Here is a 26,149-nt window from a genome sequence, read left to right on the forward strand (position 1 = left end):
GCCAGATGGCACGTAACGCCAACCTTTTGGTGTGGATGATTCTGTTAGAATCGGCAATTATTTTTTAATTAGATCAGCGCTAATACTGCTTCACAACAAGGAATGCAAATGAAGAAATTGCTCCCCATCCTTATCGGCCTGAGCCTGACGGGCTTCAGTGCAATGAGCCAGGCGGAAAACCTGTTACAGGTCTACCAGCAGGCACGTCTGGGCAACCCTGATTTACGTAAATCAGCGGCCGATCGTGATGCTGCGTTTGAAAAGATTAACGAAGCACGTAGCCCCTTGCTGCCACAGTTAGGGTTAGGTGCAGATTATACCTACAGCAACGGTTTCCGCGACGCTAACGGCGTAAACTCCAATGCTACCAGCGCCTCACTGCAATTAACACAGACGCTGTTTGATATGTCCAAATGGCGTGCCCTGACCCTGCAGGAAAAAAGCGCAGGCATCCAGGATGTGACCTATCAGACCGACCAGCAGACGCTGATCCTGAACACGGCCACGGCGTACTTCAACGTGCTGAGCGCCATTGACGCGCTCTCCTACACCGAAGCGCAGAAACAGGCCATTTACCGCCAGTTAGATCAAACCACCCAGCGCTTCAACGTGGGTCTGGTGGCGATCACCGATGTGCAGAACGCCCGTTCACAGTACGACACCGTGCTGGCCAACGAAGTGACCGCGCGTAACAACCTCGACAACGCGCTGGAATCCCTGCGTCAGGTTACCGGGAATTACTATCCTGAGCTGGCCTCCCTGAACGTCGACAGCTTCAAAACGGATAAGCCGCAGGCCGTTAACGCCCTGCTGAAAGAGGCGGAAAACCGCAACCTGACGTTGCTGCAGGCGCGTCTGAGCCAGGACCTGGCCCGCGAGCAAATTCGTCAGGCGCAGGATGGCCATCTGCCAACCCTGAGCCTGAGCGCCTCTACCGGCATCTCTGACACCACTTATAGCGGCTCTAAGACCAACTCTGCCCAGTATGACGACAGCAATATGGGCCAGAACAAGGTGGGTCTGAGCTTCTCCCTGCCGCTGTATCAGGGCGGTCAGGTCAACTCCCAGGTGAAACAGGCGCAGTACAACTTTGTTGGCGCGAGCGAGCAGCTGGAAAGCGCCCACCGCAACGTGGTGCAGACCGTACGTTCATCCTTCAACAACGTGAACGCCTCAATCAGCAGCATCAACGCCTATAAACAGGCCGTTGTGTCGGCACAGAGCTCCCTGGACGCGATGGAAGCCGGCTACTCCGTCGGTACACGTACTATCGTTGACGTGCTCGACGCGACCACCACGCTGTACAACGCGAAACAGCAGCTCTCCAGCGCGCGTTATCAGTACCTGATTAACCAGCTGAATATTAAGCAGGCTCTGGGTACGCTGAACGAGCAAGACCTGCAGATGCTGAACAGCGCACTGGGCAAACCGGTCTCTACCTCTCCTGACAGCGTTGCGCCGGAGAACCCGGAGCAGGTTGCCGCGGTTGATAACTTCAACGCTAACGGCACGACCCCTGCTGCACAGCCTGCTGCCGCGCGCACTACCGCGCCTGCCAGCAAGAGCAATAATCCGTTCCGTAACTAAGCATTGCCCGATGGCGCTTCGCTTATCGGGCCTACTGAATCGTAGGCCGGGTAAGCGCAGCGCCACCCGGCGCAAAATCACATCCGAACGTAAGCCAACGTAAAGATCCCCCTGATTCCGCCCCTCTTCGCTTCATTTTCAACCACTCATCCTCTATCCTGAGCGTTATTACCACTGGGTCCTGGAAGACAAATATGAAACGGACAAAAACGATCAATCACGCGTCGTTCCGCAAGAGCTGGAACGCACGTCACCTCACCCCTGTTGCGCTGGCGGTTACCGCTGTCTTTATGCTGGCAGGCTGTGAAAAAAACGATGAAACGGTTTCGCTGTATCAAAACGCGGACGACTGCTCTGCTGCCACCGGTAAAGCGGCCGAATGTAAAACGGCCTACACCAGCGCGCTGAAAGAAGCGGAACGCACCGCGCCGAAATATGCCTCACGCGAAGACTGCGTAGCGGAGTTTGGCGAAGGTCAATGCCAGCAGGCACCGGCTCAGGCCGGCACTGCACCAGAAAATCAGGCGCAGGCGCAGTCCAGCGGCAGCTTCTGGATGCCGCTGATGGCCGGTTACATGATGGGTCGTCTGATGGGCGGCGGTGCAGGCTACCAGCAGCAGCCGCTGTTTAGCTCGAAAAACCCGGCCAGCCCGGCTTATGGTCAATATACCGATGCCAGCGGCAAAGGCTACGGCGCAGCCACCCCTGGCCGCACCGTGACGGTACCGAAAACGGCGATGGCGCCGAAGCCTGCGACCACCAGCACCATCACCCGCGGCGGGTTCGGTGAGTCTGTGGCGAAACAGACCAGCATGCAGCGCAGCGCGACAGGCTCCTCTTCTACTCGCTCAATGGGCGGCTGATCATGGAACGAGTCAGTATTACCGAGCGTCCGGACTGGCGCGAAAAAGCCACCGAGTACGGCTTTAACTTCCACACCATGTACGGCGAGCCGTACTGGTGTGAAGACGCTTACTACAAGCTCACGCTGGCCCAGGTTGAGAAGCTGGAAGAGGTAACGGCCGAGCTGCACCAGATGTGCCTCAAGGTGGTGGAAAAAGTCATCGACAGCGACGAACTGATGGCCAAGTTCCGCATTCCAAAGCACACCTGGAGCTTTGTTCGCCAGTCGTGGAAAACGAATCAGCCTTCGCTTTACTCTCGCCTGGATCTGGCGTGGGACGGCAAAGGCGAGCCTAAGCTGCTGGAAAACAACGCCGATACCCCAACGTCCCTGTACGAGGCGGCGTTCTTCCAGTGGATCTGGCTGGAAGACCAGGCCAATGCTGGCAACCTGCCGGAAGGCAGCGACCAGTTCAACAGCCTGCAGGAGAAGCTGATCGAGCGCTTCGCCGAGCTGCGCGAGCAGTTTGGCTTTAACCTGCTGCATCTCGCCTGCTGTCGCGACACGGAAGAAGACCGTGGCACGGTTCAGTATCTGCAGGATTGCGCCGCCGAAGCGGAGGTGGCGACCGAGTTCCTCTATATCGAGGATATCGGCCTGGGTGAAAAAGGTCAGTTCACGGACATGCAGGATCAGGTGATCAGCAACCTGTTCAAGCTCTACCCGTGGGAGTACATGCTGCGCGAGATGTTCTCCACCAAGCTGGAAGACGCGGGCGTGCGCTGGCTGGAACCGGCCTGGAAGAGCATTATCTCCAACAAGGCCCTGCTGCCGATGCTGTGGGAGATGTTCCCGAACCACCCGAACCTGCTGCCAGCGTACTTTGCGGAAGATAATTACCCGCAGATGGAGAAATACGTCGTTAAGCCGATCTTCTCCCGCGAAGGCGCGAACGTGTCGATTATCGAAAACGGTAAAACGCTGGAAGCGGTTGAAGGGCCGTACGGTGAAGAAGGGATGATCGTCCAGGAGTTCTATCCACTGCCGAAGTTTGGCGACAGCTATACGCTAATTGGCAGCTGGCTCATTAACGATCAACCTGCTGGAATTGGCATTCGCGAAGATCGCGCGCTGATCACGCAGGACCTGTCACGGTTCTATCCGCATATTTTTGTGGAGTAAGATCTGCCGGGTGGCGGCTTCGCCTGACCCGGCCTACGGTTTTGTAGGCCCGGTAAGCGTAGCGCCACCGGGCATGTTTTCACCCTACCTGCACCGACAGCATACTCAGGCTTCCCATCTCAATCCCGTCGACCGGGATCGTCACCGGCTCCTGGCCATCCCACGCGCCAAGCACGTACAGCAGCGGCAGGAAATGCTCCGGCGTCGGGTTAGAGAGCGAACCGCCCTCATGATCCAGATAGTTCACCAGCGGATGTGCCTCAGCCGGACCCTGCCAGGTCAGGTTCGCTTTAACGTAGTCATTAAAAGCGGTCGCCCACGGGTAAGGCGTATTCTCACCGTGCCAGCGTGCCGTGCGCAGGTTGTGCACCACGTTGCCGCTTGCCACCAGCATGATGCCTTCATCACGAAGCGTTGCCAGCTTACGGCCCATCTCCAGATGCCAGGCGGCCGGTTTGGTGCTGTCGATGCTCAGCTGCACCATCGGGATATCCGCATCAGGATACATTTTAATCAACACGCCCCACGAGCCGTGGTCAAAACCCCAGGCTTCTTTATCCAGCGCAACCGGAACAGGCGCCAGCAGTTCCACCAGCCTTTGTGCCAGCTCAGGCGAGCCGGGGGCCGGATAGTGCGTGTCATACAGCGCCTGCGGGAAGCCGCCAAAATCATGAATGGTCTTTGGCGCTTCCATGGCGGTCACGCCCGTGCCGCGGGTGAACCAGTGCGCGGATACCACCACAATCGCTTTTGGACGCGGCAGCGTCTCGCCCAGGCTACGCCATGCGCGGGTATAGACGTTGTCTTCCAGAACGTTCATTGGGCTGCCGTGGCCTAAAAACAGGGCTGGCATACGGGAAGAAGTCATGATGATATCCTTACAGAAGGTGTCAATTTAATGGTGCTACATTACGCGCAATCCGGCAAAGATGAACGCAGATAAGCGTGAAGATCATCATCAGGAAATTTGAATGTAAGGAATGTGTAAAGCCGGGGTTCGCCCCTCGCTTTGCCAGAAATGAATCATTTATATTAATGAGAATCATTATCATAAGGAGCAATGCATGTCAGTCCCTCTGATCCTGACCATACTGGCGGGCGCCGCGACGTTCATCGGCGCGATCCTCGGCGTGCTTGGTCAAAAGCCATCAAACCGCGTGCTGGCCTTCTCGCTGGGCTTTGCTGCCGGGATCATGCTGCTCATCTCCCTGATGGAGATGCTCCCTGCGGCGCTGGGCACGGAAGGCATGTCTCCGCTGCTGGGCTACGGCATGTTTGTCGTTGGCCTGCTGGGATACTTCGCGCTCGACCGCATGTTGCCCCACGCGCACCCTCAGGACTTAATGCAAAAAAACGTAGCGCCCGCGCCGCGCAACATTAAGCGCACCGCCATTTTGCTGACGCTCGGCATAAGCCTGCACAACTTCCCGGAAGGCGTGGCGACGTATGTCACCGCCAGCAGCAACCTGGAAATGGGCCTCGGCATCGCCCTGGCGGTGGCGTTGCACAATATTCCTGAAGGACTCGCGGTGGCCGGTCCGGTCTATGCCGCTACGGGCTCAAAGCGCACGGCAATCTTCTGGGCCGGAATCTCCGGCATGGCGGAAATTCTCGGCGGCGTGCTGGCCTGGCTCATCCTCGGTAGCCTGGTTTCGCCGGTCGTCATGGCTGCCATTATGGCCGCGGTTGCGGGGATTATGGTTGCGCTGTCGGTAGACGAGCTGATGCCGCTGGCGAAAGAGATCGATCCAAACAACAACCCAAGCTATGGCGTCCTGTGCGGGATGTCGGTGATGGGGCTAAGTCTGGTCTTACTTCAGGCCGCAGGCATTGGCTGACGTGACGGGCGCCTCCTGAAACGGAGGCACCTATTATTTGTTAAAGGAATAACTTTTTACGGAATATACGCCCCGCCTCCTTCCTTATAAAAAAATCAAGTTTTTTATTGAACATTATTGTGCGTAATAACACTAAACAATGCATCCGGCATTATAATTTACACTTCTTGAAATTCATCCACTTACAATAACCCGTATTTATATTTTAATTATATCTACAATGATTTTTAAGCGTGGTTAATCGCATTACCCCGCCGGAGATCGATATACTTTCCTGGCAATATTCTGATTAATATTCAGGATATGAATTCAACTGAAAAAGGATATTTTCATGTTTACAGGAAAAAAAGCGCTTTTAGCCGTGGCAATGGCCACGCTTATTTCTGGCTCGGCATTGGCTGCAGAACAAGGCTCAGGCAAGATCAAATTCAAAGGGGTGGTGATTGATGCACCGTGCAGCATTGCTCCTGATAGCGTTGATAAAGAAGTCGATCTGGGTGAAATTACGACTGCCGTTATTAATGCCAATAAAAAATCGTCACCCGTTGCGGTAGATATCAACCTGGAAAACTGCCAGCTGGACGATCCAGGCGATGAAACCGATACCCCGATCACCAAAGTTGACGTCACGTTCACCAGCTCCGCCACGGATACAACGGATACCAGCCTGATGACCAACACGTATGCCAGCGGCGCGCAGAACGTGGGCGTCCGTCTGCTGGATAATGCGGAAGCGAACATCACCCTGGGTAGCGCCAGTGAAGTTACCCTGCTGGCAGGCTCCGCCACCCAGACGCTGCACTTTAAGGCGCAGATGGAAGTGCTGAGCGGCAAAACGGCAACGCCGGGTCAGGTTGAAGCCACCGCAAACTATGTGCTGGCATATAAATAATTCGAATTTACCTCGTTATCTACCGACTGGCTCGTTATGCCAGTCGGCATTTTATATTTACCTTGAGCAACAGGATGATGAAACATAAATCAAAATGCATAATCATCATTACCGCCCTGTTAATGACAAAAGTCGCCTCTGGTACCGAATTTAATATTAATGCCATCGATAAAGATCAGCGCAACAGCGTCGATTTAACACAGTTTAAAGATCGCGCCTCCGTCGTCCCCGGTCGTTATTTTGTTACGGTTTCAATTAATGACACCCCCTTAACAAACGGCTGGCAGTTAACGTGGAAAAAAGTGAATGATGCAGTTCAGGTCTGTATTCCCGCCGAACTGGCCGACACGTTCGGCCTGCAGGATAAAATACGGGAATCGCTCACTGAAAAAGAGGGCTGTATAGACTTCGCCCCGCTACCGGACATTCATTTTACCTTTGAACAAGCAAACCAGACGCTAAACGTGTCCATTCCCCAGGCGTGGCTGCAGTACCGCTCTGCCGACTGGATGCCCCCGTCAACCTGGGATAATGGCGTGGCGGGCGTCCTGCTGGACTACAATCTTTTTGCCAGCCACTACCAGCCCAACAGCGGTAGCAGTTCAGATAATGCCAACACTTACGGCACGGCGGGCGCGAACGTCGGCGCCTGGCGGCTGCGCAGCGATTATCAATACAACCAGACGCACGCGGACGGCGGTTCAGAGCATAACGGGCGCTTCTCGCGCGTTTATATGTTCCGCCCCCTCCCCACCATGGGCGCAAAGCTGACGCTCGGCGAGACGGATTTCCAGTCGTCGATTTTCGACGCCTTCACCTACACCGGCGCGTCGCTTATCAGCGATGAGCGCATGCTGCCGTGGTCACTGCGCGGCTATGCGCCACAAATCTCCGGTATTGCCCAAACCAACGCGACGGTCACCGTAAGCCTCGCCGACAGGGTCATCTATCAAACAAAAGTCCCGCCGGGCCCGTTCATCATTCAGGATCTCAACCAGTCGGTGCAGGGCACGCTCGACGTGAAGGTGACGGAAGAAGATGGCCGGGTGAGTACGTTCCAGGTCTCCGCCGAATCCGTTCCCTTCCTGACGCGTCAGGGCCAGGTTCGCTACAAGCTGGCGGCAGGCAAGCCGCGAAAGGACGCATCGCATGACGTTGAGGACAGTACCTTCATGAGCGGCGAGTTTTCCTGGGGCATGCTGTCGCAAACCTCGCTCTATGGCGGAACGCTGGCCGATGGTGACCACTACCGCGCCCTGGCCGCCGGGCTGGGACAAAACATGGCGTATCTGGGCGCGCTCTCGTTTGATATCACCCGGGCCACCAGCCAGCTGCCGGGCGCGGATCCGCAGACGGGCTACAGCTACCGTTTTAACTACAGTAAACGGTTCGACACCACCGGTAGCCAGCTTACGCTGGCGAGCTACCGCTACTCGGACCGTCAGTTCCTGAGCTATGCGCGCTATCTGGATAACGACAACAGCGACAGCCAGACGGAAAAACAGACCCTCAGTGTCACCGCCAGTCAGTACATATCGGCCCTCTCGCTAAACCTTTATCTGAGCATGCTGCGCCAAACCTGGTGGGACGACTCGCCTTCCACGACCGGCAGCGTCACCGCAGGCTATAACTTCGACGTTGGCCGCTGGAAAAACCTTGGCCTGACCCTGTCGCTGAGCAGAACCCATTACGAAGATGATGAAGAGGACGATAACCAGTTTTATCTCTCGCTGAGCGTGCCGCTCGATCCTGACCATCGCCTGAACTACGACCTGCGCAACGGCGACAGCCTGAGCCAGAGCGTCTCCTGGTACGACACCTCTGACCGGAACAATACCTGGGGCGTCTCTGCTGGCACCGAGAGCGAAAAAGCCGATGCGGGCGCACAGTTCAGCGGAAACTATCAGCACTATTCTTCGCTGGGGGATCTCAACGTCTCGGGCAGCTATAAGGCGAATGAGTACAACTCAATGAGCGCCAGCTGGAACGGATCGTTTACCGGGACGGCGAAAGGGTTTGCCTTGCACCGTCGCAGCTACGGCAATGAGCCACGCGTCATGGTCAGCACTGACGGCGTGGGCCATATCCCGCTGAACGTATCGCATGACGAAACCAACGCGTCGGGTATCGGCGTTCTGCCGTCGTTTTCCAGCTATACCCCGGCCAGCGTGCGGGTCAACATGAACAATTTGCCTGACGGCGTTGACGTCGATACGCGGGTGGTCACCTCCACCTGGACAGAAGGCGCCATCGGCTATCGTCAAATCGCGACCCGAGCCGGTAACGATATTGCCGGCATTTTGCGAACGCCTTCCGGGACACCGCCGCTCGGCGCCCTGGTCCGCCTGCAGGATAACGGCCTGCAGGTCGGCATGGTCGCCGAGGAGGGCCGCGTCTGGCTGGGCGCCGTCCAGCCTGAGCAACAGTTCCTGGTCACGTGGGGAGACAACCAACAGTGTCGCTTCTCGTTACCTTCTCACCTTGAAAACAGTATGCAGCTCATGCTGCCTTGCCAGTAAGAAACCATGATGAAACTCACCCCACTCAAGGCCCTGAGCCTGATGTTGCTCGGCACCGCATTGAACGCGCATGCCGCCATTAACCTGGACCGCACGCGGATCGTTTTTCCCGAAGGGGACAAGGCAAGCAGCCTGAAAGTCGATAACCAGAGCAAAACCTTACCCTACCTGGCGCTTTCCTGGATTGAAGACGAAAACGGGCGCAAAGAGGACAGCCACTTCATGGCGCTGCCGCCCATTCAGCGTATTGAAGCGGGCGCGTCATCGCAGGTCAGAATTGTGAAGCAGGCGGCGGTTGGGCAGTTGCCGAAGGACAGAGAGTCGCTGTTTTACTTCAACCTGCGCGAAGTTCCACCCAAAAGCGGCGCCAGCGAGGCGCGCAGCGTTATGCAAGTGGCCATGCAGAGCCGCATTAAGCTGTTCTGGCGGCCAAAAGCCATCACCAAAAAGCCGGGTGATCAAAGCGAAATGCGCATGGAAATTACCGCCACCGCAACGGGGCTCAGCGTACATAACCCCACGCCCTATTACATCACCCTCGCGTGGCTGAGTAAAAATGCGAAAACCCAGCTGCCGGGCTTCGACAGCCTGATGATTGCTCCGTTTGCCACGGCGTCCACCTCTACCGGCGACTACCACGGGAGCTACTACAGCGTGGGTTACATTGATGATTACGGCGCGCTGAAAAAAGTGGACGTTACCTGTGCGGGTAAGGCGCCATGCCAGCTCAGCGAGCGGAAGGGTCAAAACAATGCGCAAGCTCGCTAATTGTCTGTTTTTGCTGCTGCTCGCCCTGCTGCCCGTCAGAGAGGCGCTGGCGCTTGACTGCTATCTCGGTGTTTCCGGCGGGCCCGTCGAGGAGACAAAAACGATCTCGCCTTTTGCCATTCCCAGCAACGCGCAGGTGGGGGAAAAGATATGGGAATCTGACGATATCAAAGTCCCTGTGACCTGCGACCACAACACCACCAGTAATTTTGAAAAAGAGGACATCTACGCCTGGGTTAACCCCTACCCGTCGGCGTCCGATCCCTACTACGAGCTCGGCGTAACCTATGAAGGGATTGACTACGATGCGACGGGGCAACCCAACGGGGTTGATACCTCCCAGTGCCTTGATAACAAACAGATCACTATCTATACCCCCGCCCAAATCCAGCAAATGGGCTGGGAGAACCGCATCTGTTCCGGCAATGCGAACGACATTCACACCTCACGCACGTTCATCGTGCGCTTTCGTCTGTACGTCAGAATCAAGGTCATGCCGCCGCACGGCTACGTCAGCACGCTCGGGGACTATATCGTGGTGCAGTTCGACGGCAAGGGCGGCGTCAACCAGATGTCCGACGCGAAAAACCTGAAGTATCATATTAATGGCCTGAACAATATCACCGTGCTGGACTGCGGGGCGACCTTCAGCATCTATCCGGAAAATCAGGAGATTGATTTTGGTACGTTCAGCGCTCGCGACATAATGAATCAGGGAAAGCGAACGCGCACGTTCTCGGTCAGAACGACCAAGATACAGGACGCCGAGTGTTCCGATGGGTTTAAAATGGATTCGTCGTTCTATACGAACGAGACGCTGAGCGAAGAAGATACCGCCCTGCTCATCGGTAACGGCCTGAAATTACGCATCCTTAACGGAACGCAGCCCTACACCTTTAACCGATACGAAGAGTATGCCGATTTTACCGGCAGTACGTTGCAGTACGAACAGACCTATACCGCTGAGCTGACGCCGGTGCCGGGAAAGGCGATCCAGTCCGGACCATTTGAAACCGTGGTGCTGTTCAAAATTAACTACCACTAATCGTAAAAAAGCCGGGTTTCCCCGGCTTTTTTACATCAGCAGTTTCAGCTGGCTTTGCGCTCGTGCGCCTGGCGGTACTCGACCAGATCTTCAATCGTGACCACCGGCATGTTGTGCAGACGCGCAAAGGTGATGCACTCCGGCGCGCGCGCCATGGTGCCGTCATCGTTGGTCAGTTCACACAGCACGCCCGCAGGTTTGAAGCCCGCCAGCGTCACCAGATCGATGGTCGCTTCGGTGTGGCCGCCGCGGGTCAGAACGCCGCCCGCCTGCGCGCGCAGTGGGAAGACGTGGCCTGGACGATGCAGATCGGAGGGCTTCGCATCATCAGCAATGGCGGCACGTACGGTGGTCAGACGGTCAGCCGCAGACACACCGGTGGTCACGCCATGCGCCGCTTCAATGGTCACGGTAAATCCGGTACCAAAGGCGCTGGTGTTGTTTTCGACCATCATCGGCAGCTCGAGCTGCTTACGACGATCTTCGGTAATACACAGGCATACGATGCCGCTGCCGTGACGGATGGTCAGCGCCATCTGTTCAACGGTCATGTTTTCGGCGGCGAAAATCATGTCGCCTTCGTTTTCACGGTTTTCATCGTCAAGCACCATCACACCGCGGCCTTCGCGCAGTGCATCCAGTGCATGTTCAACACGTTGAGTTGAAGTGCCAAAAGAGGAAAGTAGCGTCTGATTCATGGTAAAAAAACCTCATTAACATTATGGTTACCAGAATCAGGGCAGTCTTAGGAGCGCCGTATAAGCGGCAAAAAGATAACGTGAGCGGGCCCATGCCCGACTGGATCGTTACTCTCTCCCATCCGGACTCTAACCGTCGGCCCCGGAATTACACCGGATCTGCTGACCTTTGAGAATTCACCCAAAGCGCTCGCGGGCTTTCAGCGTTAAGCTGATTTACCGCCGGTGGGGAATTTCGCCCCGCCCTGAGAATAAGCGAGATAACTATAACGCTATTGATTATCCTGGGCAATGCATAAGCATCAAACAATTTTGTTTACCCCGGGCATGACGCGCTACAATGGACACTGACACCTTTCCATCAAGGGAAACGACAATGATTGACCCGAAGAAAATTGAGCAAATTGCGCGTCAGGTTCATGAATCCATGCCGAAAGGCATTCGTGAATTTGGTGATGACGTTGAGAAGAAAATCCGCCAGACGCTGCAGGCGCAGTTGGTTCGCCTTGATCTAGTCAGCCGCGAAGAGTTTGACGTGCAGACGCAGGTTCTGCTGCGCACCCGCGAGAAGCTGGCACTGCTGGAACAGCGTCTGACCGAGCTGGAAAACCGCAATGCGCCGGAAGAAGTGAAGCCAGCGCCGGCCATTCCGCCGGTGGATAACCAGGAGTAAGTGCGGCCTGTTGTGCCCGGTGGCGGCTACGCCTTACCGGGCCTACATGAACGCGTAGGTCGGGTAAGGCGCAGCCGCCACCCGACATAAAAAAACGGGCCAACAGGCCCGTTTTTTACTGACTGTCTTTCTGGATCTTCTTGATGATGTTGGTGGTTGAGCACCCGTCCTCAAAGTTGAGCACCATCACTTCGCCGCCGTTGGCCCAGACCTCTTCGCTGCCCGCGATTTGCTCTGGCTTGTAATCCCCGCCTTTCACCAGCAGGTCCGGCAGAATACCGGCAATCAGGCGCTGCGGCGTGTCTTCTTCAAACGACACCACCCAGTCCACGGCTTCCAGCGCGCCGAGCACGATCATACGCTGCTCCAGCGGGTTCACCGGACGCGTTTCACCCTTCAGACGTTTGGTCGACGCATCGCTGTTCACTGCCACAATCAGACGATCGCCCAGCTTGCGCGCATTCGCCAGATAGGAGACATGGCCCGCGTGCAGAATGTCGAACACACCGTTGGTCATTACCACTTTCTCACCGCGCTTGCGCGCGGCGGCGACAGCCACTTTAAGCTCGTCTTCGGTCATCACACCGAAACCGGTGTCCGCACGGCCGCGCACCGCGTTTTCCAGCTCGATTGGGGACACGGTTGAGGTACCGAGTTTACCGACGACCACACCCGCCGCGGCGTTAGCGAAGTAACACGCCTCTTCCAGAGAGTTACCCGCGGCCAGCGTCGCCGCCAGCACGCCGATCACCGTATCACCGGCACCGGTCACGTCGTACACTTCCTGCGCCTGGGTTGGCATATGCAGCGGCGCCTTGCCTGGCTGCAGCAGCGTCATCCCCTGCTCGGAGCGGGTCACCAGCAGCGCAGAGAGCTCGAAGTCAGCAATGATCTTCATGCCGCGTTCAACCAGCTCTTCCTCGGTTTTGCATTTGCCCGCCACCGCTTCAAACTCGGAGAGGTTTGGCGTCAGCAGGGTTGCGCCGCGATAGCGCTCAAAGTCGGTGCCTTTCGGGTCGATCAGCACCGGTACGCTGGCCTTACGCGCCAGCTGGATCATCGTCTGCACGCTGGCCAGCGCGCCTTTCGCATAGTCGGACAGCACCAGCGCGCCGATATTGCCCAACGCCTGGTTAATGCGCTCGTGCAGCGGCTCGGGATCAACGCCTTCGAACCCTTCTTCAAAGTCGAGGCGGATCAGCTGCTGGTTGCGTGACAGCACGCGCAGCTTGGTGATGGTTGGGTGGGTCGGAACAGAAACGAAGTCGCACTTCACGTTCACGTCCGCCAGCGACTTGCTCAGCGCGCGCGCCGCATCGTCGATACCGGTCAGGCCAACCAGACGCGAGTGCGCGCCCAGAGAGGCTATGTTCATCGCCACGTTTGCCGCGCCGCCGGGACGCTCTTCAATGGTGTCTACCTTAACCACCGGTACCGGTGCTTCCGGAGAGATGCGGCTGGTCGGTCCATACCAGTAGCGATCCAGCATCACATCCCCAACAACCATTACTCCAGCACGTTCAAACTCTGGCAGTGTTACTTTCATTCCTGACTCCAGAAAGATTCACAATTTGCGCGCGATAATATCACACTTGATTTGTTACGCACGGTTCCACCAGCCACTTCTGCCAGCTGGCCGTTACCTGAGCGCGTTCTGCGACAAAACAGTCCAGCGCCACGTGGCCCGGCTGCTCCTGTAGCGCCAGGTGGTGAAGCTCGTCGCGCAGCGTCGTGTAGGCGCGGGTTAAGGCCTGCGCCTCCTGCTCGTCCATGATGTCGTTTTGCGCCAGCAGTTCCAGAATGCGCACGTTATCGGACCAGCGGGTCAGCTTCGGCTTGTCGTGCGCGTGGAGCAGCACCAGATACTGGGTAATGAACTCAATATCGGTAATCCCGCCCTCGTCGGCTTTGATATCAAAGCGATCGCGGTGTTTATTACCCAGGTGTGCGCGCATTTTCTCGCGCATCTCGCGCACTTCGGTCTGCAGCGTATTGCCCTCGCGCGGGGTGGTCATGACGTCCTTACGAATGGCATCGAACTGCGTTTTGAGCTGCGGATCGCCATACACCACGCGGGCGCGCACCAGCGCCTGATGCTCCCACGTCCAGGCTTCATTCTTCTGGTAATCGGCGAAGGATTCCGTTGAGGTGACCAGCATGCCCGCCGCACCGGACGGACGCAGGCGCGCATCGACTTCATACAAAATGCCCGACGAGGTGCGGGTGCTGAACAGGTGCATAATGCGCTGGGCCAGGCGCAGATAGAACTGACGCCCGTCAATCTCACGCTCGCCGTCGGTCATCACGTCAACCGGGCAGTCGTGCAGGAAGATTAAATCCAGATCGGAGCTGTATCCCAGCTCCCAGCCGCCGAGCTTGCCGTAACCGACCACGGCAAAGCCTCGCCCCTCACGATCAGCAAGGTGCTTCGGCTGGCCGTAGCGGGCCACCATCTGCACCCACGCCTGCTGCACGACCGCGTCGATGATCGCCTCCGCGAGCCAGGTTAAGTGATCGCTCACTTTCATCACCGGCAGCGTTCCAGCGATGTCCGCCGCCGCCACGCGCAGCATCTGGGCCTGCTTAAACTGGCGCAGCGCCTCCAGCTGCTGCTCTTCGTCCTCTTCCGGCACGCGCAGCAGATACTGACGCAGCTCGTCCCGGTAGGCATCCGTCGCCGTGGGTTGATACAGGGTATTCGGGTCGAGCAGCTCATCCAGCAGCAGCGGATAGCGCGCCAGCTTGTTGGCCACCATCGGGGAGGCGGCGCAGAGCGTAATCAGGTGCTTGAGAGCCCCCGGAAACTCGCTCAAAAGTTCAAGGTACGTGGTGCGCGTGATGATCCCGCTCAGCAGCGGCATCATGCGCGACAGCGGCACCGGCGCATCCGCCCGCGAGCAGACCTCGCTCAGCAGGTGCGGCATCAGGTGATCCAGCACCTGTCGACCGCGCGGGCCGATGGCGCGCTTGTTCAGCTCAAGACGGAAATCGGCAATCAGCGCCACCACGCGATGGCGCGCGTCGTCGGTTAAATGCGTCAGCACCGGCGTGGTGTCATCTTCCTGGAGCGCGTCCTGCCACAGCTCGCGCCAGTGCTCGGAAAGCGCATCGTCCTGCGATTCACTTTCATCATCACCAATCAGTTCGTTAAAGATGCGGCGCACGCCTGCCATGTGGGCATCGAGCCGTTCGGTCAGCGTTGACCAGTCGTCCACGCGCATGCCCCAGGCCAGACGCGCCCGGTTAAGGTCATCCCCCGGCAGGGTCTGGGTCTGTTCGTCGTTGATGCTTTGCAGCAGGTTTTCCAGACGACGCAGGAACAGATAGGCCTCGCGCAGGGTTTTCGCGTCGCCGTCCGGCAGCAGGTGAAGCTGCTCGATGGCGCTCAGCGTCGGGAGCAGCGAGCGGGATTGTAGCGACGGCTCGCGCCCGCCGCGAATCAACTGGAAGACCTGGACGATAAATTCGATTTCGCGAATACCACCCGCGCCAAGCTTGATGTTGTCCTTCAGCCCACGACGGCGAACCTCACGGGCAATCATCCCTTTCATATTGCGCAGAGACTGGATGACGCTGAAGTCGATATAGCGACGGAACACGAACGGGCGCAGCATGGCACGCAGCTCGTTGGCGTAGGCGTCATCGCTGTCGCCCATGATCCGCGCTTTGACCATCGCATAACGCTCCCAGTCGCGCCCCTGCTCCTGGTAGTAGTCCTCCAGCGCGGCAAAGCTCAGCACCAGCGGGCCGCTGTCGCCAAACGGACGCAGGCGCATGTCCACACGGTAAACAAAGCCGTCCTGCGTCGGCTGATCCAGCGCCTTAATCAGGCGCTGACCGAGACGGGTAAAGAACTGGGCGTTGTCCAGCTCGCGACGGCCGCCGCGTGTGGAGCCGTTCTCAGGCCAGGCGAAAATCAGGTCGATATCGGAGGAAAAGTTCAGCTCGCAACCGCCCAGCTTGCCCATCCCCAGAATCAACAGCGGCTGAGGAACCCCTTCCTCGCTGCACGGCGTGCCCCACTCTTTACAGCAGGCGGCGTAGAGCCAGTCGCGCGCGGCGACAATCAACGTCTGCGCCAGCTCGCTTAACTGCTGCAACGTACTCTCTTCACTCACCAGCTCTAGCGCCTGCGCCCAGGCAATGCGCACCATCACACGACGGCGGAACTGACGCAGGACGCGCATCAGCGTCGCCTCATCCGCGACGTCTTCAAGCGCGGCCTGCAGCCAGCCGGCATAATGCCGCCACTCGTCCGCCTGCGGCGGTGCGTTCTCAAGCTCAGCCAGCCAGTCCGGGTAGACGGCGATGCTTTCCTGCACAAAATCACTGAAGGCGAGTACGCTTTTCGCCTGCTCGCTTAACGATGACGCCGGTAATGACTCAGGCAGACGTTCGAAAACGGTCTGCCACTGCTGCTGTAACGGTGAAGAAAGCGGCATTCTAGGGGTTCCTTGCCAGAGTTAACGTTTTCCGCTGTGCAGCCAGTACGGCTCCTGCGAAATGGCCTCATTACGGAAATGCTCAATTTCAATATGCTGACGGGTTTCGATGGCATGCTTCAGCCCCTGCCAGTTTTCCAGCCACGCCTGCGCCTGTGGCCCGTCGTAGGCACCGGAAAGGAGCAGCATGCTGTCGATGTTGCGCGAAAGACGGGGAAGCTGATCGCCATACTTATCGCCGAGCGGATACGCAAAGGTGCTCTTCAGTTCAGCGGCATGGCGGGAAAGATGAATGTCCGCGAAACGCTTAAAGTTTTCCGCGATTTTGGCCTCGGCTTTCGCATCCAGGAAGGCGCGCCAGCCGCGCGTGACCAGAAACTCGGTCAGCGCCAGTTTTGCCGAAGCGGCTTGCGGGCTGTAAATCGCCGTTTGCGCCGAGACGTCCGAGAGCATCAGCGTTTCGGTTTGCGTCAGTAGATCACGTAAGTGAGCGCTAGCTTTGCGAGGAACGATACCGCCGAACAGCGCAAGGGTATGGCGCACCAGGGCAATCGCCGCGAGAACGTGAGATTTAGCGTTTTTCACATTTCGCACCCACAGCTCTTCGTGGTACTGCCACTGCGAAAGCGCCAGCTCCAGCGCGGCTTCCAGCCCCTGCTCAACGCTGGCTTTCGGCGCAACGCGCAAAATGGTCGTCTCTTTCAGGACGCGCGGCGCATTTCCGGCCGCCAGATGGTAACCCCGCGCGGCTTTACTCAGGCTTCCCTGACGCAGTCCGGACTGACTCACCAGCCTGCGCGCCAGCTTCAGCACGTCATTCGCGTCCCCTTCCAGCAGTTCAAGCTCCAGTTCACAAATGGGTTCCTGGAACTCTCCCGTCTTCACCTCACCGAGATCGAGAGCGATTTCGATGCGGCTTTTACCTTCCGTCACCAGCCATTTCTCGCGCCAGAAATCGGTGCTGAACAGCGGCTGCACCTGTTCTGCCAGCGTGGCAGGCAGCTCGCCTTCCGGCCAGACGTCCGCCGGGAAGCGTTCGAGCTCAAGTTCTGGCTGACTGATGTCGATATTGTATTCCGGACGCTGATGTAACCCGCCGACCACGCGGCCGGCAATTTTCATCGTCATCTCGTAGCGCCCGCTCGCGCCACGGATGCGCAGCCCCATATCGTGGCGGCGCAGCCAGTTGTCCGGCGTTTCGTAATAGATATTAAGCAGTTGTACCGGTGCATGGTGTTCGCCGGAGAGCGTATGCAGATGCTGGCGGAGTGCGTCAACGCTGTCTTTTTCGACGATAAATTTTAATTCGATTTCCTGAGCCATAGCCTTGTACTTTTGCGGGCGTCACAGACGCGTCAATGAGGGCGAACTTCCTCGCCATTTGTTTGTCAGTACATAGTATTTTGCGCCAAATTGCCATGCAATGAGCAATTTGTCGGGCGTAAATGTCCAGAGTCGTGACACAGATGATTCTGATTGCTGACGAATGCTTTGCGTAGAGACACTGTTGCCACTACTATCGTTCCACTATTTATGAAAATAACGACTAATGATGCTTAAATTACGCCTGATTGGACTTACTTTACTCGCTTTTAGCGCCGCAACAGCCGTGCACGCTGAAGAGAAGCGTTACGTTTCTGACGAACTGAACACCTGGGTACGCAGTGGCCCCGGAGATAATTATCGCCTCGTGGGCACGGTCAATGCCGGCGAGGAAGTCACCCTGTTACAGACCAACGCGGACACCAACTACGGTCAGGTTCGCGACAGCTCTGGCCGTACGTCCTGGATCCCGCTGAAAGAGCTGAGCACCGTGCCAAGCCTGCGCACCCGCGTGCCGGATCTGGAAAATCAGGTGAAAACCCTGACCGACAAGCTGAACAACATCGACGGAACCTGGAACCAGCGTACCGCCGAAATGCAGCAGAAAGTGGCGCAGAGCGACGGTGTGATTAACGGGCTGAAAGAAGAGAACCAGAAGCTGAAAAACGAGCTGATTGTCGCGCAGAAGAAAGTGAATGCCGCCAACCTGCAGCTCGATGACAAACAGCGCACCATCATCATGCAGTGGTTTATGTATGGCGGCGGCGTGCTGGGCGTCGGTCTGGTGCTGGGTCTGGTTCTGCCGCACCTGATCCCAAGCCGTAAGCGTAAAGATCGCTGGATGAACTAATTCGTCTTCTCTGCCAGACTTACGTATCATTCTGGAAAAGAGAAAACGGGAGTGTCAGGCGTGAAGAGTTATCTGGTCGGTGGTGCGGTTCGTGATGCGTTGTTAGGTCTGCCGGTCAAAGATAAAGACTGGGTGGTGGTGGGCGCCACCCCGAAAGAGATGCTCGACGCGGGCTACCAGCAGGTAGGCCGCGATTTTCCCGTGTTCCTGCACCCGAAAAGCCGCGAAGAGTATGCCCTGGCGCGTACCGAGCGGAAATCAGGTTCGGGTTATACGGGCTTCACCTGCTATGCCGCGCCTGACGTCACGCTGGAGGAAGATCTCCTGCGTCGCGATCTGACCATTAACGCGCTGGCGCAGGACGAGCACGGCCAGATTGTTGACGTTTATGGCGGCCAGGACGATCTGCGCAACCGTCTTTTACGCCACGTCTCCCCGGCGTTTTCTGAAGATCCGCTCCGCGTGCTGCGCGTGGCGCGTTTTGCCGCGCGTTACGCCCATCTCAGCTTCCGTATTGCCGATGAGACAATGGCGCTGATAACCGCCATGACCGGGGCGGGCGAGCTTGAACACCTGACGCCAGAGCGCGTCTGGAAAGAGACGGAGAATGCCCTCACCACGCGTAACCCGCAGGTCTTTTTCCAGGTCCTGCGCGACTGTGGCGCGCTGAAGGTGTTGTTCCCGGAAATAGACGCGCTGTTTGGCGTCCCGGCTCCGGCGAAATGGCACCCGGAAATTGATACCGGCGTGCACACGCTGATGACCCTGAGCATGGCGGCCATGCTCAGCCCTGACGTGGACGTGCGTTTTTCCACCCTGTGCCACGATCTGGGCAAAGGCTTGACGCCAAAAGAGCTCTGGCCTCGGCATCACGGGCACGGTCCGGCCGGGGTGAAGCTGGTCGAGGGTCTGTGCCAGCGTCTGCGCGTGCCGAACGAAATCCGCGATCTGGCGAAACTGGTGGCCGAATTCCACGATCTGATCCACACCTTCCCCATCCTGAAACCGGCCACCATCGTTAAGCTTTTCGATAACATCGACGCCTGGCGCAAACCCCAGCGCGTGGAGCAAATCGCGCTGACCAGCGAAGCTGACGTGCGCGGGCGTACCGGGTTTGAAGCGTGCGACTACCCGCAGGGACGTTTACTGCGTAAAGCCTGGGAGGTAGCGAAAGCGGTGCCGACGAAGGACGTCGTCGAGGCGGGATTCAAAGGACCGGAAATTCGCGAAGAACTCACGAAACGGCGAATTCAGGCGGTCTCTGACTGGAAGGAAAAGCATTGCCCTCAGCCAAAAGACTGAGGGCCATCGGTCAGAAGAAGACCACGTATACCGCAGCGGCAACGATGAAGCGATAGATCGCGAACGGAATGAACGAGATACGCTTAATCAGCTGCAGGAAGGTTTTGATGGCAATCAGCGCCACGATAAACGCGGTGATGAAGCCAACGGCGAACATGGGAATGTCGCCCGTGGTGAGGAAACCGATGCTTTTATAGAGGTCAAGCGCGGTGGCACCCATCATCATCGGCACCGCCAGCAGGAACGAGAACTCTGACGCGGCGTAACGGCTTACGCCCATCAGCATCCCGCCGGAGATGGTTGCGCCTGAACGTGAGAAGCCCGGCCACAGCGCCAGACACTGGAAGCAGCCAATGATAAACGCCTGACGATACGTCATATCGTCCAGCCCTTCCGCGCGCGGCGTTTTTGGCTTCAGCACTTCCGCGGCGATCAGCAGGAAGCCGCCCACCACCAGCGCGTACATCACGTTAATCGGGTTAAACAGCGATTTGATGGCGTCGTGGAAAACCAGCCCCAGCACCACTGCCGGGACCATCCCAAGCAGAATATGGATCAGCGACAGGCGGCCTTTACTCATCCCTTCGTGCTGCGGCGGACGGCCAAAATGGATACCGATCAGGCCAAACAGACGGCGCCAGAACATCACCACCACCGCCAGAATCGAACCCAGCTGGATAACCACTTCGAACGTTTTGGCGGTATCGCCTTCAAAGCCCAGCAGATGGCCAACGATAATCATATGGCCGGTACTGGAAACCGGTAAAAACTCCGTCAATCCTTCGACCACACCCAGTATTGCCGCCACCAGCAGCGAGTGCATATCGCTCATCTATAAACCCCTAAAAAAATATAAAAAAAACGGTCGCCCCAACGGCTACCGTGAAAGATACAGCTATAAGACAGATATAACCTAAAAGGGTTTAGCTATTATGACGTTAAATCTTGCCTTTCAGATTTGTGCCACGCTCGATGATGACGCCAACGTTGGCGGCGCGCGCCACCGCGCCCGGTTTGCTCAGCTTGATGCGCACCCACGGTGAGTTGAATTTTTTCAGCAGCAGTTCTGCGACTTCTTCCGCCACCCGTTCGACCAGCGCAAAACGTTGCCCTTCAACGTGGGCGATGACCGTTTCACTGATATCGGCGTAGCTCAGACAGTCATTCACGTCATCACTTTTTGCCGACTTGCGGTTATCCCAGCCCATTTCGATATTGAACACCAGCTTCTGCTCGATGGTCTGTTCCCAGTCGTAAACACCAATAGTGGTGATTACCGAAAGTTGCTCTATAAATACAATATCCATCACGACCTGCCTGCTTTTTGGCTAAACCGGATACCACTTCCGGCGAATTATGCGTATTATCCACAGATGCTGAGAATACAGATACATTTTCAAAACGGAACAGCGTTATGAGTGCAATCGCGCCTGGAATGATCCTCCTCGCCTATCTTTGCGGCTCAATCTCCAGCGCCATTCTGGTCTGCCGCATCGCCGGGTTACCTGACCCGCGTGAAAGTGGTTCCGGGAATCCGGGAGCGACCAACGTACTACGAATTGGCGGCAAGGGAGCAGCCGTAGCGGTTTTGATTTTTGATGTTCTGAAAGGAATGCTACCCGTCTGGGGCGCGTATGCGCTGGGCGTCACGCCGTTCTGGCTGGGGCTCATTGCGATTGCTGCCTGTGTCGGCCACATCTGGCCCGTATTCTTCGGTTTTAAAGGCGGCAAAGGTGTGGCGACCGCCTTTGGTGCCATTGCGCCTATCGGCTGGGACCTAACCGGCGTGATGGCCGGGACCTGGCTACTGACCATTCTGCTGAGCGGCTATTCGTCGCTGGGCGCCATCGTCAGCGCGCTGATCGCGCCGTTCTACGTCTGGTGGTTTAAACCCCAGTTTACCTTCCCGGTGTCGATGCTCTCCTGCCTTATCCTGCTGCGTCATCACGATAATATTCAGCGCCTGTGGCGTCGTCAGGAGACAAAAATCTGGACGAAGCTCAAGAGGAAGAAAAAAGACGCCCCGTAAGGTTAGTTATGCCTTATAGCCAAATGTGATTTTGGTCACCTTCTGCCTGTGGTAACTGTTAATGACACAACACAACCACATCAGAAGAAAATGGCAGAAATCACAGAAACCACTCCCCTTTCAACGGCAGGAAAACACCTCGATGGCGACATCCAGTGGGTGCGCAGCGCCTCGGATGTCTCACGCCTCGTTAATGACGGTTCTCAGGGTCGGGCCAATGCTCGCATCGTGGTCGGTATCGCGCTGGGCGGGATTTTCCTCGATGCCTACGATCTGGGCGCGCTGGCCTTCGGCATTAAAGACATCACCCGCGAATTTAACCTGACGCCCGCCGGTACCGGCATGGTGGCCTCGGCCATTACCTTTGGCGCCATTGTCGGGGCGCTGCTCGGCGGTTATCTCACGGATAAAATCGGGCGCTATCGCGTCTTTATGGCTGATATGGTGTTCTTCGTCGTAGCGGCTATTGCCTGTGCGCTGGCTCCGAACGAATATATGCTGGCGGGTGCCCGCTTTGTCATGGGGCTTGGCGTCGGGATCGACCTTCCCGTGGCGATGGCATTTTTAAGCGAGTTCGCCAGGCTGAAAGGTCCCGGCAATAAGGCCTCCAGCGTCGCCATGTGGTGCCCCACCTGGTATGCCGCCATCAGTATCTCCTACCTGCTGGTGCTTTTCTTCTACGCCGTGCTGCCGGAAAGCCACAGCGACTGGCTGTGGCGTTTGATTCTCGGCTTTGGTGCCGTGCCGGCGCTGGTGATTATTGCCATCCGCAGCCGCTATATGAGCGAATCGCCGGTCTGGGCGGCAAATCAGGGCAACCTGAAGGAGGCAGCGTCCATTTTACGCCACTCATACAACATCAATGCCCACGTGCCGCAGGATGCGCTGAGCCAGCCAGCCCCCGTCGTGAATAAAGCGAAATGGTCAAACTACCTGAACCTGTTCCGCGGGATCTACTTGCGGCGCACCACGCTCGCCACGCTGCTGTCCGTCGTCTCCTCGTTCGCCTATAACGCGGTGGCGTTTGGTCTGCCAGTGATCATCTCCAGCTTCTTTGTCCAGTCGATGCTGACCACCATCCTGATATCTCTGGCGCTTAACCTGCTGTTTGCCTTCGTTGGCGGACTGCTGGCGGTACGATACGTGCCGCGCTTCGGCGCATGGCGAATGTCGCTGGCGGGTTACGCCTGCCAGTTGGTCGCGCTGCTGGGCCTGGGGTTGATTGGTCGTCCGGAAGGCGCCACCGAAGGCGTGCTTGCCGTGGCGATGCTGGCGCTCTTCCTGTTCGGCCAGGGCTTCGGCCCGGGCGCACATACCATGACGTTTGCCTCGCTGAGCTACCCGACCTCGCTGCGCGGCGTTGGCGTGGGCCTTAACCAGACGCTGATGCGCAGCAGTTCGACGCTGTCGCTGTTCCTGTTCCCGCTGCTGGTCGCCTCGCTGGATACCGCCGTGTTCTGGGTAATTGCGCTGGCGCCGTTTATCGGCCTGGCCTCGCTGCTGGCGATCCGCTGGGAGCCGTCGGGGTATGATGTGGATGCGGAGGATTACCGCTAATGACCTCGCTTCGGTGGGTTAACCCCACCGAAGGGTTCTTACAAATCATCCAGCAGCGTCCGGGAAAGTTTTTTCAGCATCTCAAGCTCTTCATCATTCATCCGCATGCTGCAGCGTATCTGGTCCGGCAGCGTCATCACCTGCTTTTTCAGTGCGTTAGCCTTCTCCGTCAGAACGACATTTTTCATTCTTTCGTCACCCACAACCGCGATACGGTTGAGAAACCCTTTTGCCTCAAGCTTTTGCACCAGCGGGGTCAATGTGCCCGAATCAAAAAACGTCTTATCGCTGAGATCGCGAAGTGGAATGTTGTCTTTCTCATAAAGCGCCATCAAAACAACAAATTGTGGATAGGTAAGATCCATTTCCTGCAATAAGGGACGATATTGCCGAACGAACGCGTTGGTGACCGAGTACAGTGAGAAGCAAAGTAAATCATCTAACGTCTTGTTTTCTTTCATTTCTCTTTCAACCCTTAGTCAGTTTTATAAAAAAATTATAAATAAAGTTTGACTAAAAGTATCTTGCGCGCAAGTATTACAACAACAACTTAATAGCGCACAACTTAAACAGCATCACTGTCTAACACTCGCTTAAAGAGGTACTACCATGAAAACATTAGCCGCCATCCTGGTTTCTTCCGTGTTCGCGTCTGCTGCAGCGTCCGCTCACACCACCAATACCCCTACTCCGACCACAGGCGTACAGGCATTTCTTAATGTTCTGAATTCGGGCAAGGGTAAGCCAATGGAACAGATGACCCCGCAGGAGGCCCGTCAGGTACTGATCGGCGCGCAGCAAGGCGCAAAACTGCCGCCCGCTCAGGTTTCAGAAAAAACGATCCAGGTAAATGGTCAGGCGATCAAACTGAAAATAGTGAAACCTGAAAACGCGACCGGCACGCTCCCGGCATTTATGTTCTTCCACGGCGGCGGCTGGGTGCTGGGTGATTTCCCAACCCACGAACGCTTAATCAGAGATCTGGTTCGCGCGTCAGGTGCCGCAGCGGTTTACGTTGATTACACGCCGTCACCTGAGGCCCATTTCCCGGTGGCCATTCATCAGGCCTTTGAAGCGACAAAATGGGTAGCCGAGCACGGTCAGGAAATTGGCGTGGACGGTAGCCGTCTGGGTCTGGTCGGTAACAGCGTGGGCGGCAATATGGTGGCTTCCGTGGCGCTACAGGCAAAACAATTTAATGGGCCAAAAATTCGCTACAACGTCATGCTCTGGCCTGTGACCGATGCGAATTTTGATACTGCCTCGTATAACCAGTTCGAGAACGGCTATTTCCTGTCGAAAAACATGATGAAATGGTTCTGGGATAACTACACCACCAACGCGGCCGATCGCAACAATATCCTTGCCTCTCCGCTTCGCGCCAGCGCCTCGCAGTTGAAAGGCTTCCCGGAGACGCTGATTCAGACAGCAGAGCTGGATGTTCTGCGGGATGAAGGTGAAGCATTCGGGCGTAAGCTGGATGCGGCTGGCGTCCCGGTGACCGTCACGCGCTATAACGGCATGATCCACGATTACGGCCTGCTCAATCCACTGAGCGAAGAGCCTACGGTCAAGGTTGCCCTGGAGCAGGCTGGCGCAGCGCTGCATGAGCACCTGAAATAACGGCATCGCGATGTTTGTCAGACAGCACGCCCTCCGGGCGTGCTTTTTTGTTTCGTCTTAACCGCTATCCATAAGCGACTCATATGACAGCCTTCATTTCTGCCAGGGCATACTGAAACGACCCGATGATGAGCAGATGGATGCAGCATGTTAGCAGCTCAGGTCACTGATAATTCATACAAAGGCTGGCAGGCGTCGCTTGCCCTGCAGTTTTGTCACACCCCTGAGAAAACCCTCCTGCACTCCGCTCATCACGTCGGGCCGCTTACCGTTCAGCGTCCATTTTATCCCGAAGGCGAGACCTGCCACCTCTATCTTCTGCACCCGCCGGGCGGGGTTGTGGGCGGGGATACGCTGGATATCACCGTGCGTCTGGACGCCAAAAGCCATGCGCTTATCACCATGCCCGGCGCCAGCAAGTTCTATCGCAGCAGCGGCCCGCAGGCTCGCCTGCATCAGCACTTTTATCTCGATGAGGGATCCACGCTGGAGTGGCTGCCGCAGGACACCATTATCTTCCCCGGTGCGAATGCCGCGCTGCGCTCCGTCTTCCACCTGAAGGCCTCCAGCACGCTGCTGGCGTGGGAGCTGTACTGCCTGGGACGACCGGTAATCAATGAGACCTTCAGCCACGGCACGCTGGAAAGCCGCCTTGAAGTCTGGGTTGAGGACGAGCCACGCCTGATTGAACGTCAGCACCTTGCCGACGGCGATCTCACGCCCGTCGCCGGGCATCCGTGGATTGGCACGCTGCTGTTCTACCCGGCCAGAGAAGAACATCTCGACGCGGCGCGTGCGCTGCTCGCCCCGCTGGATACGTTTGCGGGTGCCACGCTCGCAGACGATCTCATGTCGGTGCGCTTTCTCTCCCACGATAACCTGATTTGTCAGCGGGTGATGCGCGACGTCTGGCAGTCGCTTCGCCCGCTTCTCACCACCAAAACCGCCTGTTCGCCGCGTATCTGGCAGACATAAGA

The 26,149-nt window shown here is 57.1% G+C and carries 23 protein-coding genes and 1 riboswitch; of the genes, 15 read left to right on the forward strand and 8 right to left on the reverse strand.

Going from position 1 to position 26,149, the window contains the following annotated elements:
• Nucleotides 1–108: 108 nt before the first annotated feature.
• The 3 genes from tolC to V1572_RS21770 all read left to right on the forward strand — a co-directional run bounded on the left by tolC (nt 109) and on the right by V1572_RS21770 (nt 3,613).
• Nucleotides 109–1,587, forward strand: coding sequence for an outer membrane channel protein TolC (gene tolC, locus V1572_RS21760; protein ID WP_045909979.1), 1,479 nt, complete (start codon nt 109–111; stop codon nt 1,585–1,587).
• Nucleotides 1,588–1,781: 194 nt separating this feature from the next.
• Nucleotides 1,782–2,450 (forward strand): DUF1190 family protein, encoded by a 669-nt coding sequence (locus V1572_RS21765; protein WP_045909980.1) that lies wholly within the window; start codon nt 1,782–1,784, stop codon nt 2,448–2,450.
• A 2-nt stretch (nt 2,451–2,452) separates the two neighbouring features.
• Complete coding sequence (locus tag V1572_RS21770; RefSeq protein ID WP_111967464.1) at nt 2,453–3,613, forward strand: glutathionylspermidine synthase family protein; 1,161 nt, start codon at nt 2,453–2,455, stop codon at nt 3,611–3,613.
• A 79-nt stretch (nt 3,614–3,692) separates the two neighbouring features.
• Here the strand turns inward: V1572_RS21770 and ygiD are convergent, their stop codons facing one another.
• Complete coding sequence (gene ygiD, locus V1572_RS21775; RefSeq protein ID WP_032653440.1) at nt 3,693–4,481, reverse strand: 4,5-DOPA dioxygenase extradiol; 789 nt, start codon at nt 4,479–4,481, stop codon at nt 3,693–3,695.
• A gap of 196 nt (nt 4,482–4,677) precedes the next feature.
• Between ygiD and zupT the strand changes: the two genes are divergently transcribed.
• The 5 genes from zupT (at nt 4,678) to V1572_RS21800 (ending at nt 10,675) form a co-directional block, all read left to right on the forward strand.
• Nucleotides 4,678–5,451: a zinc transporter ZupT gene (zupT, locus tag V1572_RS21780; protein ID WP_045909982.1), complete on the forward strand. Its 774-nt coding sequence runs from the start codon at nt 4,678–4,680 to the stop codon at nt 5,449–5,451.
• Nucleotides 5,452–5,782: 331 nt separating this feature from the next.
• Nucleotides 5,783–6,343 carry a fimbrial protein gene (locus V1572_RS21785; RefSeq protein WP_045909983.1) on the forward strand — a complete coding sequence of 187 codons (561 nt, stop codon included), beginning with the start codon at nt 5,783–5,785 and terminating at the stop codon, nt 6,341–6,343.
• A gap of 74 nt (nt 6,344–6,417) precedes the next feature.
• Nucleotides 6,418–8,862 (forward strand): fimbria/pilus outer membrane usher protein, encoded by a 2,445-nt coding sequence (locus tag V1572_RS21790; protein WP_395299582.1) that lies wholly within the window; start codon nt 6,418–6,420, stop codon nt 8,860–8,862.
• A 9-nt stretch (nt 8,863–8,871) separates the two neighbouring features.
• On the forward strand, nt 8,872–9,630 hold the full coding sequence (locus tag V1572_RS21795; RefSeq protein WP_069719954.1) for a molecular chaperone: 759 nt from the start codon (nt 8,872–8,874) through the stop codon (nt 9,628–9,630).
• Nucleotides 9,614–10,675 carry a type 1 fimbrial protein gene (locus V1572_RS21800; RefSeq protein WP_048028985.1) on the forward strand — a complete coding sequence of 354 codons (1,062 nt, stop codon included), beginning with the start codon at nt 9,614–9,616 and terminating at the stop codon, nt 10,673–10,675. Before V1572_RS21795 ends, V1572_RS21800 begins: the two co-directional genes overlap by 17 nt.
• Before the next feature lie 44 nt (nt 10,676–10,719).
• On the opposite strand, the gene ribB is transcribed toward V1572_RS21800, so the two are convergent.
• Nucleotides 10,720–11,373: a 3,4-dihydroxy-2-butanone-4-phosphate synthase gene (gene ribB / locus V1572_RS21805; protein ID WP_028017147.1), complete on the reverse strand. Its 654-nt coding sequence runs from the start codon at nt 11,371–11,373 to the stop codon at nt 10,720–10,722.
• A 106-nt stretch (nt 11,374–11,479) separates the two neighbouring features.
• A riboswitch (FMN riboswitch) is annotated at nt 11,480–11,630 on the reverse strand.
• A gap of 119 nt (nt 11,631–11,749) precedes the next feature.
• On the opposite strand from ribB, the gene ubiK reads away from it, so the two are divergent.
• On the forward strand, nt 11,750–12,046 hold the full coding sequence (gene ubiK, locus V1572_RS21810; RefSeq protein ID WP_008502963.1) for a ubiquinone biosynthesis accessory factor UbiK: 297 nt from the start codon (nt 11,750–11,752) through the stop codon (nt 12,044–12,046).
• A gap of 115 nt (nt 12,047–12,161) precedes the next feature.
• On the opposite strand, the gene hldE is transcribed toward ubiK, so the two are convergent.
• From hldE to V1572_RS21825, 3 genes are read right to left on the reverse strand one after another with little or no spacing between them, the layout of a single operon-like run.
• Nucleotides 12,162–13,592: a bifunctional D-glycero-beta-D-manno-heptose-7-phosphate kinase/D-glycero-beta-D-manno-heptose 1-phosphate adenylyltransferase HldE gene (hldE, locus tag V1572_RS21815; RefSeq protein ID WP_003862540.1), complete on the reverse strand. Its 1,431-nt coding sequence runs from the start codon at nt 13,590–13,592 to the stop codon at nt 12,162–12,164.
• A gap of 40 nt (nt 13,593–13,632) precedes the next feature.
• Nucleotides 13,633–16,488, reverse strand: coding sequence for a bifunctional [glutamate--ammonia ligase]-adenylyl-L-tyrosine phosphorylase/[glutamate--ammonia-ligase] adenylyltransferase (glnE, locus tag V1572_RS21820; protein ID WP_395299583.1), 2,856 nt, complete (start codon nt 16,486–16,488; stop codon nt 13,633–13,635).
• Between the two features lie 21 nt (nt 16,489–16,509).
• The gene (locus tag V1572_RS21825) at nt 16,510–17,811 is read right to left on the reverse strand and encodes an inorganic triphosphatase (protein ID WP_262780096.1); all 1,302 of its coding nucleotides are present in this window, start codon (nt 17,809–17,811) and stop codon (nt 16,510–16,512) included.
• 229 nt (nt 17,812–18,040) lie between these two features.
• Here V1572_RS21825 and V1572_RS21830 point away from each other — a divergent pair, with 229 nt between their 5' ends.
• The gene (locus V1572_RS21830) at nt 18,041–18,661 is read left to right on the forward strand and encodes a TIGR04211 family SH3 domain-containing protein (RefSeq protein ID WP_025912514.1); all 621 of its coding nucleotides are present in this window, start codon (nt 18,041–18,043) and stop codon (nt 18,659–18,661) included.
• A 60-nt stretch (nt 18,662–18,721) separates the two neighbouring features.
• Nucleotides 18,722–19,963: a multifunctional CCA addition/repair protein gene (locus tag V1572_RS21835; protein WP_395299584.1), complete on the forward strand. Its 1,242-nt coding sequence runs from the start codon at nt 18,722–18,724 to the stop codon at nt 19,961–19,963.
• Between the two features lie 10 nt (nt 19,964–19,973).
• Here V1572_RS21835 and bacA read toward each other — a convergent pair whose 3' ends face one another.
• Together bacA and folB are read right to left on the reverse strand one after the other, a co-directional pair.
• Complete coding sequence (bacA, locus tag V1572_RS21840; protein ID WP_023617357.1) at nt 19,974–20,795, reverse strand: undecaprenyl-diphosphate phosphatase; 822 nt, start codon at nt 20,793–20,795, stop codon at nt 19,974–19,976.
• A 106-nt stretch (nt 20,796–20,901) separates the two neighbouring features.
• Nucleotides 20,902–21,270 carry a bifunctional dihydroneopterin aldolase/7,8-dihydroneopterin epimerase gene (gene folB / locus V1572_RS21845; protein ID WP_395299585.1) on the reverse strand — a complete coding sequence of 123 codons (369 nt, stop codon included), beginning with the start codon at nt 21,268–21,270 and terminating at the stop codon, nt 20,902–20,904.
• A 107-nt stretch (nt 21,271–21,377) separates the two neighbouring features.
• Between folB and plsY the strand changes: the two genes are divergently transcribed.
• Both plsY and V1572_RS21855 read left to right on the forward strand, forming a co-directional pair.
• Nucleotides 21,378–21,992 carry a glycerol-3-phosphate 1-O-acyltransferase PlsY gene (gene plsY / locus V1572_RS21850; protein ID WP_008502955.1) on the forward strand — a complete coding sequence of 205 codons (615 nt, stop codon included), beginning with the start codon at nt 21,378–21,380 and terminating at the stop codon, nt 21,990–21,992.
• 90 nt (nt 21,993–22,082) lie between these two features.
• Nucleotides 22,083–23,549 carry an MFS transporter gene (locus V1572_RS21855; RefSeq protein WP_395299586.1) on the forward strand — a complete coding sequence of 489 codons (1,467 nt, stop codon included), beginning with the start codon at nt 22,083–22,085 and terminating at the stop codon, nt 23,547–23,549.
• 38 nt (nt 23,550–23,587) lie between these two features.
• Here the strand turns inward: V1572_RS21855 and V1572_RS21860 are convergent, their stop codons facing one another.
• Complete coding sequence (locus V1572_RS21860; RefSeq protein ID WP_395299587.1) at nt 23,588–24,010, reverse strand: MarR family winged helix-turn-helix transcriptional regulator; 423 nt, start codon at nt 24,008–24,010, stop codon at nt 23,588–23,590.
• A gap of 148 nt (nt 24,011–24,158) precedes the next feature.
• Here V1572_RS21860 and V1572_RS21865 point away from each other — a divergent pair, with 148 nt between their 5' ends.
• Together V1572_RS21865 and V1572_RS21870 are read left to right on the forward strand one after the other, a co-directional pair.
• A complete protein-coding gene (locus V1572_RS21865) occupies nt 24,159–25,172 on the forward strand; it encodes an alpha/beta hydrolase (RefSeq protein ID WP_395299588.1) in 1,014 nt (337 codons plus the stop codon).
• 147 nt (nt 25,173–25,319) lie between these two features.
• Nucleotides 25,320–26,147: an urease accessory protein UreD gene (locus tag V1572_RS21870; protein ID WP_048028969.1), complete on the forward strand. Its 828-nt coding sequence runs from the start codon at nt 25,320–25,322 to the stop codon at nt 26,145–26,147.
• Nucleotides 26,148–26,149 lie beyond the last annotated feature (2 nt).

The sequence above is a fragment of the Enterobacter quasiroggenkampii genome (assembly GCF_043972695.1).
Taxonomy (GTDB): domain Bacteria; phylum Pseudomonadota; class Gammaproteobacteria; order Enterobacterales; family Enterobacteriaceae; genus Enterobacter; species Enterobacter quasiroggenkampii.